Source organism: Hephaestia sp. MAHUQ-44, assembly GCF_023806085.1.
GTDB lineage: Bacteria > Pseudomonadota > Alphaproteobacteria > Sphingomonadales > Sphingomonadaceae > Sphingomonas.
In genome coordinates this window covers 150429-165533 of record NZ_JAMSLX010000004.1, presented here as the reverse complement: position 1 = coordinate 165533, position 15105 = coordinate 150429, and the positions used below count along the sequence as shown (strand labels likewise).

The 15105-nt window shown below is 66.1% G+C and carries 12 protein-coding genes; 3 read left to right on the top strand and 9 right to left on the bottom strand.

The genetic code is table 11. The features are described 5' to 3' along the window. Positions 1 to 53 precede the first annotated feature (53 nt). Genes NFE57_RS06175 through NFE57_RS06165 form a run of 3 tightly spaced genes read left to right on the top strand, consistent with a single transcriptional unit; the run spans position 54 to position 4422 of the window. On the top strand, positions 54 to 1883 hold the full coding sequence (locus NFE57_RS06175) for a beta-L-arabinofuranosidase domain-containing protein (protein WP_252134701.1): 1830 nt from the start codon (positions 54 to 56) through the stop codon (positions 1881 to 1883). Further along, a complete protein-coding gene (locus NFE57_RS06170; protein ID WP_252134700.1) occupies positions 1883 to 3151 on the top strand; it encodes a ribulose-bisphosphate carboxylase large subunit family protein in 1269 nt (422 codons plus the stop codon). The genes NFE57_RS06175 and NFE57_RS06170 overlap by 1 nt, the downstream gene beginning before the upstream one ends. Beyond that, entirely contained in the window at positions 3148 to 4422 is a 1275-nt protein-coding gene (locus tag NFE57_RS06165) for a four-carbon acid sugar kinase family protein (RefSeq protein ID WP_252134699.1), read from the top strand. Before NFE57_RS06170 ends, NFE57_RS06165 begins: the two co-directional genes overlap by 4 nt. 200 nt (positions 4423 to 4622) lie before the next feature. On the opposite strand, the gene NFE57_RS06160 is transcribed toward NFE57_RS06165, so the two are convergent. The 9 genes from NFE57_RS06160 to rhmD all read right to left on the bottom strand — a co-directional run bounded on the left by NFE57_RS06160 (position 4623) and on the right by rhmD (position 14998). Then, positions 4623 to 5888, bottom strand: coding sequence for an MFS transporter (locus NFE57_RS06160; protein ID WP_252134698.1), 1266 nt, complete (start codon positions 5886 to 5888; stop codon positions 4623 to 4625). After that, positions 5888 to 6556 (bottom strand): aspartate/glutamate racemase family protein, encoded by a 669-nt coding sequence (locus tag NFE57_RS06155; RefSeq protein ID WP_252134697.1) that lies wholly within the window; start codon positions 6554 to 6556, stop codon positions 5888 to 5890. The genes NFE57_RS06160 and NFE57_RS06155 overlap by 1 nt, the downstream gene beginning before the upstream one ends. A 19-nt stretch (positions 6557 to 6575) precedes the next feature. Continuing rightward, complete coding sequence (locus NFE57_RS06150; RefSeq protein ID WP_252134696.1) at positions 6576 to 9776, bottom strand: alpha-L-rhamnosidase; 3201 nt, start codon at positions 9774 to 9776, stop codon at positions 6576 to 6578. Continuing rightward, entirely contained in the window at positions 9773 to 10855 is a 1083-nt protein-coding gene (gene rhaT / locus NFE57_RS06145; protein ID WP_252134695.1) for an L-rhamnose/proton symporter RhaT, read from the bottom strand. Before rhaT ends, NFE57_RS06150 begins: the two co-directional genes overlap by 4 nt. Before the next feature lie 18 nt (positions 10856 to 10873). Further along, positions 10874 to 11191: an L-rhamnose mutarotase gene (locus NFE57_RS06140; RefSeq protein WP_252134694.1), complete on the bottom strand. Its 318-nt coding sequence runs from the start codon at positions 11189 to 11191 to the stop codon at positions 10874 to 10876. After that, positions 11188 to 12096 carry an amidohydrolase family protein gene (locus NFE57_RS06135; protein ID WP_252134693.1) on the bottom strand — a complete coding sequence of 303 codons (909 nt, stop codon included), beginning with the start codon at positions 12094 to 12096 and terminating at the stop codon, positions 11188 to 11190. The genes NFE57_RS06140 and NFE57_RS06135 overlap by 4 nt, the downstream gene beginning before the upstream one ends. A 67-nt stretch (positions 12097 to 12163) precedes the next feature. Continuing rightward, a complete protein-coding gene (locus NFE57_RS06130; RefSeq protein ID WP_252134692.1) occupies positions 12164 to 12913 on the bottom strand; it encodes an SDR family NAD(P)-dependent oxidoreductase in 750 nt (249 codons plus the stop codon). After that, the gene (locus NFE57_RS06125) at positions 12910 to 13773 is read right to left on the bottom strand and encodes a 2,4-didehydro-3-deoxy-L-rhamnonate hydrolase (RefSeq protein ID WP_252134691.1); all 864 of its coding nucleotides are present in this window, start codon (positions 13771 to 13773) and stop codon (positions 12910 to 12912) included. The genes NFE57_RS06130 and NFE57_RS06125 overlap by 4 nt, the downstream gene beginning before the upstream one ends. Before the next feature lie 7 nt (positions 13774 to 13780). Next, positions 13781 to 14998 carry an L-rhamnonate dehydratase gene (gene rhmD, locus NFE57_RS06120; protein WP_252134690.1) on the bottom strand — a complete coding sequence of 406 codons (1218 nt, stop codon included), beginning with the start codon at positions 14996 to 14998 and terminating at the stop codon, positions 13781 to 13783. Between the last annotated feature and the right edge of the window lie 107 nt (positions 14999 to 15105).

Here is a 15105-nt window from a genome sequence, read left to right as displayed (position 1 = left end):
AGCCTTGAGCGCTGCGAGCGCCAGCAATAAGTCTGATCCCAAGGGGCTTCACGATGGAGAGCAATGTGAACGAGGGCGTTTCGAGGCGCGGTTTCTTCCACTGCGCGGCATGCGCAACCACCGCGGCCGGTGCCGCAGTCCTGCCGATGGCGGGCTTTGCGAACGCGGCCAATGCGGCGATGCGCGGCAAGGAAGTACTTCACGAATTCGCCTACGGCGCGGTCCAGTTGACCGGCACCGGGCGGATGAAGGAACATTACGACCGCATCCATTCGCATTATCTCGCGCTCGACAACGATCGTATCCTCAAGGTCTTCCGCCAGAATGCCGGCCTGCCCGCGCCCGGCCCCGACATGGGTGGCTGGTATGACGCCGATGGCTTCGTGCCCGGGCTCGCGTTCGGCCAGTATGTCTCGGGGATCGCGCGCTACGCGGCGACCACCAACAACGCCGCCGCGCACGCCAAGGTCGCGACGCTGGTCGAAGGCTTTGCCGAAACCATCATCAAGGCCAAGAGCCCTTATGCCGGCAAGGGCTCGCAGGACAATTGGGCCGCCTATGTGATGGACAAATATGTCGTCGCGCTGGTCGATGCCTATCAGTTGAGCGGCGTCACGCAGGCAAAGGACCTGTTGCCGATCGTCATCGACAAGTGCCTGCCTTATATCTCACCGGTATCGGTCGACCGGATCGGCAAGGTCGATCCGCCCTGGGACGAAACCTACGTCCTGTCGGAAAACCTGTTCCACGTCGCCGACATCACCGGCGACGACAAATACCGCGCGATGGCGGTCCATTATCTGCTCAACAAGGAATGGTTCGATCCGCTCGCGGCGGGCCAGGACGTGCTGCCGACCAAGCATGCGTACAGCCACACCGTCGCGCTGAGCTCGGGTGCACAGGCCTATCGCCATCTCGGCGACCCCAAATATCGCACCGCGCTGATCAACGCGTGGAAGTTCATGGAGCCGCAGCGCTACGCCTCGGGCGGCTGGGGGCCGGAGGAGCAGTTCGTCGAACTTGGCAAGGGCCTGCTCGCCGAAAGCCTCAAGACCTCGAAGGCGCATTTCGAGACGCCGTGCGGCGCGTTCGCTGACATGAAGCTCGCGCGCTACCTCACCTCGTTCACCGGTGAGGCGCAATATGGCGACGGGCTCGAGCGGATGCTCTACAACACGATGCTCGCTACCCGCCTGCCCGACAGCGACGGCGAATATCCTTATTATTCGAATTACGGCCCCGGCGGCGAGAAGCTCTATTATCACCGCAAATGGCCGTGCTGCTCGGGGACGCTGGTCCAGGGTGTCGCCGATTATGTGCGCGGGCTCTATTTCCACGACGACGACACGCTGGTCGTCAACATGTACGCCTCGTCGCAGGTCAAATGGGATCGCAGCGGCGGTGCCGTCGAAGTCGCGCAGGAGACGAACTACCCGCAGACCGACGCCGTGCGCCTCACCGTGCGCAAGGCGGGCAATGGCCGCTTCACGATGAAGCTGCGCATCCCGGCCTGGACCAAGGGCGCAACGCTGGCGGTCAACGGCCAGAAGCAGGCCGTCAAGCCGGGTACGCTGGCCGCGCTGTCGCGGACGTGGAAGGCGGGCGACACGATCGACCTCGTCATCCCGCAGCCGCTGCGCACGCTGTCGATCGACGACCAGAACCCGAACCTCGCCGCCGTCATGCGCGGTGCAGTGATGTATGTCGGCGTCAACCCGTGGGACGGCATCGAGAACCAGACCATCGCGCTGCCCGGTGCGCTGGCCCCGATCCCCAACCAGGACCAGGCGTATCGCGCCGGTGTCGACGGGCGGGATCTGGTGTTCGTGCCTTATTATGCGATCGATACCGAGCGCTATAACACCTACTTCAAGATCGCATGATGATGGACCGCGTCTTCGCAACTTACTGGATCGAAACAGCGTTTCCGCTCGCGCACGCGGCGGAAACGATGGCGGGCGAACAATCGACGGGCACCTTCGTGCGCGTCCCCGGCGAGACCGACGCACTGCGCGAAGCGCATAGCGCGCGGGTCGAATCGATCGAGGAGCTGGGAGACGCGGCCGCGCCGTCGCTGCCCGGCGCCGGCCTGCCCAAGGGCGGCGGCGACGGGCGGCGACGCACCGCACGGGTCGTGCTGTCATGGCCGGTCCATAATTTCGGGCCGTCGCTGCCCAATCTGCTCGCCACCGTTGCGGGCAATCTTTCCGAACTGAAGGCTTTTTCGGGGCTCAAGCTGCTCGATCTCAAGCTGCCGCCGGTGTTCCTCGAACGCTATCAGGGCCCGCAGTTCGGGGTCGCGGGCACCCGCACACTGGCGGGCGTCCACGATCGCCCGATGATCGGCACGATCATCAAGCCGAGCGTCGGGCTCGATCCCGAAGCGACCGCGGCACAGGTCAAGGGCCTGCTCGCCGCCGGGATCGATTTCATCAAGGACGACGAACTGCAAAGCGACGGCCCCGCCTGCCCGTTCGAGGCGCGCGTGGCGGCGGTGATGCGCGTCATCAACGACCATGCCGACCGGACCGGCAAGAAAGTGATGTTCGCCGCCAATCTGACCGGCGACATCGACGAGATGCTGTCACGTCACGATTACGTGCTGTCGCAGGGCGGCACCTGCATCATGGCGAGCATGAACTCGATCGGCCTGCCCGCAATGAAGGTGCTGCGCGCGCATTCGCAGCTCCCGATCCACGGCCATCGCAACGGCTGGGGCATGCTCGGGCGGTCGCCCGCGATCGGCATGAGCTATCTCGCCTTCCAGAAGCTGTGGCGGTTGGCCGGGATCGACCACAGCCACGTCAACGGCATCGACAACAAATTCTGCGAGACCAATGAAAGCGTGATCGCCTCCGCGCGTGAATGCCTGACGCCGATGTTCGACGCGCCGCATCACGGCTGCGAGATCATGCCGGTCTTCTCATCGGGCCAATCGGTGAAGCAGGCACACGCCACCTATGCGGCGCTCGAATCGGTCGATCTGATCTATGCAGCAGGCGGCGGCATCCTCGCGCATCCAGGTGGGCCGGCGGCAGGGGTCACCGCGCTGCGCCAGGCATGGGATGCGGCCGTGGCGGGCGTGCCGCTGGCCGATGCCGCGAAGGAATCGCCCGAATTGCGCGAGGCCGTGGCGGCGTTCGCCGGGTGACACCGCTCTACGCTTATTACGGCGACGATTTCACCGGATCGACCGACGTCCTCGAACAGCTTGCCGAGGGCGGCGTGCCTGCGGTGCTGTTCCTGCGCGCGCCCGACGCCGCGTTGCGCGCGCGCTTCCCCGAAGCGCGCGCGATCGGCCTTGCCGGCGACAGCCGCAGCCGATCGCCGGCATGGATGGACGCCAACCTGCCCGACGCCTTCGCGGCGATCGGCGACGCGGCGATACTCCATTACAAGACCTGTTCGACTTTCGATTCGAGCCCCGAGACGGGATCGATTGGCCGCGCGATGGAGATCGGCGCGCGCCAGTTCGGCGGCGTCGTTCCGATCCTCGTCGGCGCCCCGCATCTGGGCCGCTATGTCGTGTTCGGCAATCTGTTCGCGGTTGCCGGTGGCGACGAGGTGTTCCGTATCGATCGTCATCCGACGATGGCGCGCCATCCGGTGACGCCGATGCACGAGGCCGACCTGCGCCGTCATCTCGCCGCGCAGACCGACATGCCGATCGCCTTGGTGCCGATCGACCGCATTCAAGCCGGCGCGGCCCCCGCGCTGTTCGATGCGGTGACCGAGGGCGCGGTGCTGTTCGACGGTATCGACATGCCCAGCCTCGCGGTTGCCGGTGAGTTGATGCAGGCGCGCGGCACCCGCTTCGCGGTGGGCAGTTCGGGCGTCACGCGCGCGCTGGTGATGGCCTGGCAGGCGAGCGGCGTCGTAGCCCCTCCTGCGCCCCCCGAGCGCGCCGCTGAGGTCGATCGGATGCTGGTGGTGAGCGGCAGCTGTTCCCCGGTAACGGCAGCGCAGATCGCCTGCGGGCTGGCCGACGGTTATGTCGGCGTCCGCGCCGATGTGCCCGCGCTGGTGCGCGGTGAGAGTGGCGAAGAAGCCCGGCTGATCGACGCCGCCAACGCCGCCCTCGAAAATAACGGGCGGTGCGTGATCCATTCGGCCGAAGGCCCGCTTGGCAAGACCGCACCCGCCGCCGGCGACCGGCTGGGCGCGGCGCTGGGCCGTGTCGCGCTGGGCGCGATCCGGCAACACAAGCTGCGCCGCGTGCTGTTCGCGGGCGGCGACACCTCCAGCCACGGCGTCGCCGAACTGGGAATCGATGCACTGACCTGGGCCGCGCCGATGGAACGCGGCGCGCCGCTGGTACGCGCGCACGCCGCCGAGCCCGCGGTCGATGGCCTCGAACTGGTGCTCAAGGGCGGCCAGATGGGCGGCGAAGGCTTTTTCGAGACCGTGCGGCGCGGCCGCTAACGCTCGTTTCCACCATGCGGCAATGCCGGTGGGACAACCTCAAAACCGAAGACACAGCTGAAACGGGGTGCGGCATCGCCACACCCCGTTTCAAATAATGTGCCTTGATCAAAGTTTGTTCTGATACCGCTCGGCGGGCGCTTTCGGTGCTGCCCGGTTGTCCGTCGCGCCGGACCTGCCGACGCGACGGACATTGCGGTTCAGGCCGCTGCCGGGGCGACGAGCGGCGCGAGCTTGTCGTCGAGCCCCTTGGTGCAATCGATCAGCACGAACAGGACGGCTGCGATGAACACCATCGCCGCAACCCCCTGCAACGGCAGATCGAAATTGCCGGTGGCCGCGAGGATATAGCCGATCGCCACGGTGCAGATGAAACCGCCGAAATTACCGGCGGTGTTCATCACGCCGCTCGCGGTGCCGCCAAAACGGCCGCCGATCGCCATGCACATCGCCCAGGCCGCAGGCAGCATCAGATCCATGACGCCGAACGCCGCGCCGGCAAGCAACACGATCGCAAACCGGTTATCGACCACGCTCATCGCCACTAGCAGCGCCGCGGTGATCGTCAGGCAGAAGAACGCGATCAGGCTATAGGCACGCCGCACGCCGATCCGCTGCGCCGTCCGGTCGCACAGCACGCCACCGACGATATTACCGAGCACGCCGAGCAGGAAGGGGATCGAGCCGTACAGGCCCATTTCGGCAATGGTGAAGCCCGCGCTCTGCACCATCCAGATCGGGAACCAGTTGAAAAAGAACCACGCGCCGAACGCATAGAAGAAATAGGCGGCGGCGATCAGCCAGAGTTGCGGCAGCGCGAGCAGCTTGCGCCACGGCGTGCCGCTGTGCCCGCCATGGGCGTCATCGCCGATCTCGGCGACCTCTTCGGGCGTGATCCCCGGCTGATCGGCCGGGCGATCATGGTACCAGAAACGCCAGATCAGCGCCCAGACCAGACCGACAATACCGAGCGCGACGAACACCACGCGCCAGCCGAATACGGCTTCAAGCGGCACCAGCAGCAGCGGCGCAAGCGCGCCCCCGAACCGGCTTGCCGCCCAGATCGTCCCCTGCCCCCGCGCGCGCTCACGCGCCGGCAGCCAGCGATAGAGCACGCCGGTGATGTTGGGATAGGCGCCCGCGGCACCCAGCCCGAACATGAAGCGCGCGCCCGCAAGCTGCCAGAAATTCCGGCACACGGCCGTGATCGCGGTGAAGAACGACCACCAGATCGTGATCCGCGTCAATTCCTTGCGATAGCCGTGGCGATCGCCCATCGCGCCCGACGGCACTTCGAACACGGCGTAAGCGATCACATAGGCGCCGAGCACCCAGCCCCATTGCTCGGGGGTGATCGCCAGCTCCTCCTGGATCGCGGGGCCGGTAACCGCGATCGCCATGCGATCGAGGAAGGTAATGACCGAGAGGACCGCGAGAATGCCGACGACGGCATGGCGCTTCTTCATCACTTGACGAGTCCGGCGAGCACGTCGCGTGCCCGCTCCATGCCGAGTTCGGGGCTCGAATAGACCGGTGCGCCCACCGCACCGTCGGGCAGCGTCGCCACCACGCGCGCCATCGACGCCTGCGCGAGAACGATCGCATCGACCCCCTTCATGCCCTGCGTCAGCCCTTCGCCGACGATGCGGTCATGCGTGGCACCGTCGCCCGCCATCACCGCCTCGAACGCGCCTTCGCACAGATGCTCGACGATCTCGATCTGCTTGCCCTGCTCGGCCGCGACCCGGCGGACGAGATCGGCGGTCGGGTTGAGCGTGGTCGACAGCGTTGCGACGACCCCGATCCGGCTGCCGCTCGCGACCGCCTTTTCGGCCATCGCGCGATCGACCCGCAGCACGGGCTGATCGTAAAGCTCCGCGGCGATATCCACTGCCGCGCCGATCGACGAGCAGGTGACGAGCGCGGCGTCGCAGCCGGCATCGAAGGTCGAGCCGACCAGCCGGATAACCTGCCGCATCGTCGCCTTTTCGAGCCGACCCGCCGCGATCGTATTCTTGATCGTGCTTTCGTCGACGAAGTGGAGGATGCGCACGTCGGGCATGACCCGTGCGGCGATCTCGTTGAACACCGGCGCAAGCATCGGTGAATTATGGATCAGTCCAAGTGTGGGCACGGGTCGAATTCTCCCAGAATCAAATCGTAAAGACGTAGCGTCCCGCGCCGACCTCGAAACGAACGAGATCCCCGGCACGGGCAAGATTGCGGACATCGGGATGATCGTCGATCGCCCGGCCACCCTCGCGCCAGGTGCGCGCGGGCAGTTCGACTTCGGCGACCGTATTGGCCGGAATCGAGAGCGTCAGGCTGGACACGCCACCGGCATCGCCATCGACCTCGGTCGCGATCGTGCCGACACACGATTCGTATGTCGCCGAAACCTTGCCGACCTTGGGCAGCCAGATCGGACGAATGGCGATGCGGCGGAAACCGGGGGCCGCCGGGGCGATCCCGGCCAGACGGCGGTAGAAGAAGCCAACCACCGCGCCGAGCGCATAATGGTTGTAGCTGTTCATCGCGACGTCGCCGACATCGCCGTTCCAGCGTTCCCACACCGTGGTCGCGCCCTTGACCGGCATATAGCCCCAGCTCGGATAGCCGGTCTGGAGCAATAGCCCGCTGACTTCTTCGAGCCGGCCGTTGTCGGCCAGCACGTCGAGCAGATAGGGCGTGCCGAGGAAGCCCGTCGACAGCTTCATGCCGCGCTTGCGAATATCGGCGGCGAGCACCTCGGCGGCGGCAGCGCGCGCCGCCTGCGGCACGAGGCCGCAATGGAGCGCGAGCACCTGGCTGGTCTGGCTGCCGTTGCCGGCGGTGCCGTCAGGCTTGACCAGTTCCTTCTGCGCCGCCGCGACGATCTTGGCGTGCAGTTCGGTGTAGCGCGTCGCATCCGCCTCGCGATCGGTGGCGCGCGCCATCTCGGCCATCAATTCGGCGCACCATGCCCAGTAAGCGGTGGCGCACAGCACGCGCGGCGTCGTCTCGTCATCGGGCTTGATCGCATCGACCGAGAGCCAGTCGCCGAGATCGAGGCCACGATCGTTGCGCCAGATATGATCGGGGTTGCTGCGCGCGACATAGGCCATCCAGCCTTCCATCGCCGCCCAGTTTTCCTCGATCGCTTCGGTATCGCCGTAGCGCTGCCAGAGCTGCCACGGCAGGATGATCCCCGCCTCGCTCCAGCCCGCCGTCACCACGTCGGGGAAGGATTGCGGCTGCGGCACCACGATCGGATAGGCGCCATCGGGGCGTTGCGCGGCGCGCGCCTCGACCAGGAAGCGGCGGATGAAGGGATCGACCTCCATGTTGAACGCGGCGGCATCGAGGAAGATCTGGATATCGCCCATCCAGCCCATCCGCTCGTCGCGCTGCGGGCAATCGGTCGGCACCGAGAAGAAGTTGGAGCGCTGGCTCCATTCGGCATTCTGCCAGATCTTCTGGAGCAAGGGCGAGGCGAACCGCATCTCTCCGGTCGTGCGGCACGCGCTGTAGACGACCACGCCTTCGATATCGTCGGCGGTCGGGGCACCGGGATAGCCCTCGATCTCGACATAGCGGAAGCCGTGATAGGTGAAGTGCGGCTCGAACACCTCAGCCTTGCCGTCCCCGGCGAGAATGAACCGATCGGTGCATTCGGCGAGCCGCAGATTGGCCTGATCGACGGTGCCGTCGGGGTTGAGCAGTTCGGCGAAGCGCAGCGTGATTTCGGTGCCCGCCTCGCCGCGCGCCTTGAGCCGTACCCAGCCCGAGAAATTCTGCCCGAAATCGAACACGAACCGGCCCGGCGCGGGCTCGGTGACCTTGGCCACGCGCTGCTTCATGTTCGCGGTGAGCAGCGGCGAGGTCTGCGCGACCAGCCGCACCGGCGGCGCGGCGCCGACCGTCGCCGGGGTCCAGCCCGCGGCATCGAACGCGGGACTATCCCAACCCGGCGTGTTCAGTCGTGCGTCGATCGTCTCGCCATTATAGATGTCAGATTTGACGATCGGCGACGTGCCGAGCCGCCAATCGGGGCCGGTGACGATCCAGTCATGGCTGCCGTCGTCATAATCGAGCCGGAGCTGCGCGCGCAGCCGGCGCGGCGCCGGGCCGAAGCCATAACGTTCCATCCGCCAGCCGAACGCGCCCGCATACCAGCCGTCGCCGACGATGACGCCGAGCGCATTCTCGCCCTTCCGGATCAGCTTGGTGACGTCATAGACCTGATAGAAGACGTGCTTGTGCGCGACGCTCGTCTCGGGCGCGAGAAATGCCGCCGAGACGCGCTCGCCGTTGATCCGTGCATCATAGGCGCCGAGCGCGGTCGCATAGAGCCGCGCGCCGACCACCTTCTTGGTCGTGTTGAAATCGGTCCGCAACAGCATCGCGGGCTCGGACGGGCGGGGATCGTTGTTGACGTTCGATCCGCTCGTCACCGGGCGCGCCCAGGCACTGGCGTTGAACGTCGGCGCGGTCCAGCCCTCGGGCGGGTTGGGGCGCACGCGCCAATCGGGGCCGCTGACGATACGATCGATCACGCCGCCCTTGCGGTGGAGCCGGATCAGCGCCGAGAACGCGCCGCCGTCGACCGGGAAGAACCCCGTGGTTTCGGCCTCGACCAGCGCGCACACGCTGTTGCGGCCGGGGCGGATATCGCCCTCGAACGGCAGCAGCGTTCCCCAGAAGGGAAGCATCGTATCCCAGCCCAGCCCCAGCGGCAGCGCATCGGGGTTCTTGTGCTCGCCGTTGATCCACACGCCGCGCATATGGTCCTTGCCTGCGAGCAGGATCTCGGCGCGCTCGAGATCTTCGGGGGCGTCGAAATCGATCCGGAAGGCGTGCGGTCGGCTGTCGAGCGCGGTCGGGCTCCAGACCCAGCGCACGCCCGCGGCGCGATCGGCGCTGGCGAGCGGGTCTTCGGCTTCGATCCACTGCGCGCGCCAGTCGTCGGGCGACAGCAGCCCGGTTTCGAACCAGGCCGGCGCGGAGGTCGTGGTGGTGCCGCGATCGTCCTCGACCTCGACCGACCACCAGACGCGCTGCATCGAGGTCAGCGGCTTGCCGTCCCACGCGATATCGACGGTCGCGTCGGACGCGACATCGCCGCTGTCCCATAGGTCACTCTTGCCCGCGGCGCTGCCCGCGCGGACGCGGTAGCGCACCTGACGGACGCCGCGATCCCTGGCCTCGATCCGCCACGACAGGCGCGGACGCTCGACCTCGGTGCCGAGCAGGCCGACGGTATGTTCGGCGCGCAGATCGACCGCCGCGAGCGCGGGCGTGGTCGAACAGGCAGGCATTGCGACAAGCGCAGCAGCGGTGCCGGTACCGGCCAGAAATTCGCGACGGGTGGTCATGCACTCGCTCCCAACATGTTGCCGTAACCGATGACGATGGTGGCGAAGACCAGCAGGAAGATGCCGAGCCACACCGTGTTGCGCACACGCGGGGCGGCGTCTTTCCATTCCTTGAAGGCAAAGCCCCACAAGGTGCCGAAGATGATGATGCTGGCCATGTGCAGCGTCCAGGACGAGAAGCCGAAGCGCCCCATCTGGCTTTCACCCATCGTGTAGAAGAAGAACTGGAAATACCACAGCGTCCCGCCCAGCGCGGCGAGCAGGTAGTTCAGCAGCAGTGGCGGACGGCGGCCATCGGCGTCGGGCGCCTTGCCCGGCCGACCGATGAACTCACCCGCGGTGCCGTTGCGCACGATCAGGAAGCCGCACCACGCGGCGTTGGTGAGCAGCCCGCCGAACATGATCAGGCACAAGGCCGGCAGGCCGGTCCACAGCGGGCCGGTGCCCGCAGCGGCAGAGAGCGCCTTGATCGGCTCGCCCGCCGCCAGCCCGAAGGCGAAGCAGGCCGACATGATGCCCGAGAAGATCGCGACCGCGATCCCCTTCTTGAAATTGAACTCGGCGATTGCCGCGAGTTTCTGTTCCTCCGAAAGCGCCGCATCCTTGCGCGCGCCCGCGATCGCGACGACGACGATCCCCGCGACCGTGATCGCCAGCCCGAGCAGAATGATGAGGCCGCTGGTGGTGCCGAGCAGGTGGCTCGCGAAATCACCCTGGACGATCGGCGGAATCAGCGTGCCGAACACCGTGCACAACCCCAGCACCACCGCCATGCCAAGCGACAGCCCCAGGTAGCGCATGGTGAGGCCGTAGGTGAGCCCGCCGAAACCCCAGAGGATGCCGAACAGAATGCACAACCCGACGACGTTGCCGGGGATCTGCCCCATCACGCCGAACAGATCGTTGGTCTGGATGCTGGCCATGATCCACGGCGCGAACACCCAGGAGAAGATGCCGCCGGTGAGCCAGAACACCTCCCAGCTCCACCGCCGGATGCCGCGATAGGGCACGTAGAAGCTGGCCGACGCGAGGCCGCCCATCCAGTGGAACAGGACGCCGAGGAGCGGGTTGCCGGGCATGAGGTCGGTCTCCTGCGATCAATCGAGGTGGAAAACCGTGTCGAGCGGCACGGTCTCGGGAGAAAGGTCGGGGTTGGTCACCATCAACGGGGCCATCGAGGCCCACCAGCGGCGCATCACATCGCTATCGGCCAGCGCCGCGACGCGAGCCGCGTCGTCGCGCCACATCGTCGCGAACAGCGCATCGGTTTCGGGGTCGTGATGGATCGAATAATCGCGCACGCCCGCCGCCTTCAGCGCAGCGGAAAGGTCGGGCCAGACCGCGTCATGGCGCTGGCGATACGCCTCGAGACAGCCGGGCCGAAGCCGCATCCTGAAGGCGACCTTCTCGCTCAAAGCGCGATCCCCAGCCGGTAGACGCGATTGGCATTGCCCGCAAACATCGCGCGCTTTTCCGCGTCGCTGAAATCGGCGACGATCGTGTGATACGCCTCCATATGGCGATCGAAGCTGCCGAACAATTTGTCGGTCGGGAAATCGCTGGCGAACAGGCAGCGATCGGGGCCGAAGATCTCGATCGCCTCGAGCACGAGCGGGCGGATCTGCTCGAGCGTCCAGCGGCGATCGACGAAACCGACCCCCGAAATCTTGGTGACGACATGCGCGTTGGCGGCCAGCGCCCGCATCCCCTGCCGCCAATCGTCGAACCCGGCGGGATCGCTCGCGACCGCCATCCCCATATGGTTGATGATGACGGGCACATCGGGGTGGCGCGCGACCAGCGCCGCCAGCGACCCCATCTGGCCGGGATAGCATTGCAGATCGAACGACAGGCCGTGCTGCGCGAGCCGGGCAAAGCCCTGCCGCCACGCCTCATCCTGCGTCACGTCGCGCGGCGTATAGGTCCGCACCGGATCGGCGTGCCAGTTGACGATATGGCGAATGCCGCGAACCCCGGCGTGGCGAGCGTGCGCCGCAAGCAGGGTATCGACATTAGGATCATCGAGCGCGGCGAACGCGACGATGCCGGTCGGCATCCCGCGCGCGTCGCGCATCGCCTGCAACCATTCGGTCTCGGCAAGCGCGGCCGAGGCTTGTGCCCCGGCGTCGATATGCACCATCCCGACGACGTTCCAGCGGGCGGCATCGGCGCGATAATCGTCGAGCAGATAGGTGCGCGCGATCGGTTCGACGCTGCCGTTGGGGCCATCATCGGCGAACGGTGGCGTCAGCCACGGATAGGCGATGTGCGCCAGATCCCATAAGTGGACATGGGCGTCGACGAAGGGAATCTGCGGCACTCAACTCTCTCCCGGTTACGCGGGCGCCGCCTCCTGGCGGGCGGCTGCCCCTAGCTGTTCAACGTCGTCAGAATGTCGTCCGTCCCCCGGAGGTGTCGAAGGTCGACGCGGTGGTGAAGCTGCATTCCTCGCTCGCCATGAAGCAGACCATGGCGGCACTTTCTTCGATCAGCCCGAGCCGCCCCATCGGGATCTTCGAACGCATGTAATCGACCTGGCTCTGCGGCAATTGCGCGAGGATCGGGCTTTCGAAGGTCGCCGGCGTCAGGCTGTTGACGATCACGCCCTTACCCGCCAGCTCCTTGCCGAGGCTCTTGGTCAGGCCGATGACGCCCGCCTTGGACGCAGAATAGGCCGAGGCGTTGGGATTGCCTTCCTTGCCCGCGACCGAAGCGAGATTGACGATCCGGCCATAGCCGCTCGCCAACATCAGCGGCACCACCGTCCGGCAGCAATAGAACAGGCCGTTGAGGTTGATGTCGATCACGCGCTGCCAGCTGTCGATCGGATAGTCGTGCACCGGCGCCGTCGCGCCGGTGATGCCGGCCGAGCAGACGAGAATGTCGACCTTGCCGAGCACCGACGCGCTGGCGGCAGCCGCCGCCTCGACCGCGGCGGGATCGGCGACGTCGAGCGCCTGGATGTCACGCGCGCCCACCTCGTCGCGCGCCGCGACGAGCGCGTCGCGATTGAGGTCCCACAGCGCGACCGTGCCGCCTTCGGCGACGATCCGCTGGGCAACGGCCTTGCCGAGGCCCGAGGCCCCGCCGGTGATGATCGCAGTACGCCCGGCAAAACGATTGGCGAAAATGCTCACGCAAGCGCCTCCAGATCGAAGGCGATCACGTTCTGGCGCTGCTCACCGAGCTTCGAGATGCCGAGGTGCATCTGATCGCCCGGCTTGAGGAAGATCATCGTCGGCTTCTGCCCCTCGCCGACGCCCGGCGGGGTGCCGGTAATCAGCAGGTCGCCCGGATGAAGCGTGATGAAGCGGCTGACGTAAGCGATGCACTCGGCGACCGGGAAGATCATCGTGCTGGTGTGGCCGGTCTGCATCCGCTTGCCGTTGACGTCGAGGAACATGTCGAGGTCCTGGCAATCGCCCAGCTCGTCGGGAGTCACCAGCCACGGGCCGGTCGGACCAAAGGTGTCGGCCCCCTTGCCCTTATCCCACTGCGTGCCGAGCTCTTTCTGGAAAGCGCGCTCCGACACGTCGTTGACGAGCACATAACCCGCGACATGATCGAGCGCATCGGCCTGCTCGACATAACGGCAGGTCTTGCCGATCACGACGCCCAGCTCGACTTCCCAGTCGGTCTTGACGCTGCCGCGCGGAATCATGACGTCGTCGTTCGGGCCGACGAGGCACGAAATCGCCTTGGTGAAGAAGATCGGCTCGGGCGGAGGCTCGAGCCCGGCTTCGCGCGCGTGGTCGGCATAATTGAGGCCGATCGCGAGGAACTTGCCGATGCCGCTCACCGGCACGCCGTAGCGCGGGCTGCCCTCGACCAGCGGCAACGAGGCCGGATCGATCGCCTTGAGCCTGGCGATGCCTTCGGGCGTCATTTCCGCCGGAGTAATGTCCGCAACGTGCGCGGAAAGGTCGCGGATGCGGCCGTCAGCGTCGACCAGACCCGGCTTTTCGGCGCCCTTCGGGCCATAACGGCAAATCTTCATGACTTCCTCAATTCGAATAGGGACGGTGAAGCGTAATTTCGGGGTTGAGCTCGACCCCGAAGCCCGGCCTGTCGAGCGCCGAGACGCGCATACGGCCGTTTTCGGGCACCGGCTCGCCGAGCAACTGGGGGGCGAACATCTGCACCACCTCGGTCGCCTCGGGGTGCATCATCAGAAACTCGGCGAAGGGCGAGTTGTGACGCGTGATGACGAAATGATAACTGTACACGCTCGAACCATGCGGCACGACCAGCTTGCCGCGCGCATCCGCCAGCGCGGAAATCTTGAGCAGCTCGGTCACCCCGCCGCACCAGCCGATATCGGGCTGGACGATGTCGGCGCATTCCATGTCGAGCAACATGCGGAAGCCCCAGCGGGTCGCCTCGTGCTCGCCGGTGGTCACCAGCATCCCGCGCGGCACGTTGCGGCGCAGATCGGCATAGCCCCAATAATCGTCGGGGCTCAGCGGCTCCTCGATCCACTTGAGACCAAGCTCGTGACACGCCGTCGCCAGCCGCGTCGCATAATCGAGATCGAGCGACATCCAGCAATCGTACATCAGCCAGAAATCGTCGCCGACCTTCGCGCGCATATCGGCAAGCGCCGCGACGTTCTTGTGCAGCCCCTCGACCCCCTCGGCCGGACCGTGACGCAGCGGCAGCTTGCCACCGATGAACCCAAGCTCCTTGGCGACATCGGGGCGCGCGCCGGTGGCATAGAATTGCAGTTCGTCGCGCACCGCGCCGCCGAGCAGGTGATAGACCGGCTCACCGCGCAATTTCCCGAGCAGATCCCACAGCGCCAGATCGACGCCGGAGATGGCGTTCACGACCAACCCCTTGCGCCCGTAATATTGGGTCGAGAAGTACATCTGATCCCAGATCTTCTCATATTCCGCCGGGCTTCGGCCGACGAGGAAACGCGAGAGGTGCTTTTCGACGATATAGGCAGCGGGCTCGCCGCCGGTGGTCACCGCAAAACCGACCGTGCCGTCCTCAGCCTCGAGCTCGACCACCAGCGTGCCAAGCACGTTGATGCCGAAGCTCTGCCGCGACTGGCGATATTCGGGATAGCGCGCCATCGGCGTGGCGATGTGATCGTCGATCCAATGGCCGTCGCCCTGGTCGTGATAGTCGGCCCCGCCGCCACGCACAGTGAACGCGCGCACATGCTTGATCTTCGACAGCGCCACTACCGGAAACTCCCCCTTCGCGTTATATGACATATAATATACATATTATACCAGCGTCAATTCAGTCGGCAGCCGCAGGCTCCACGAGCGAACGACGGCATCCCCTTTGCCCCATCCTGATGGGCGTGTCTAGAATAGTA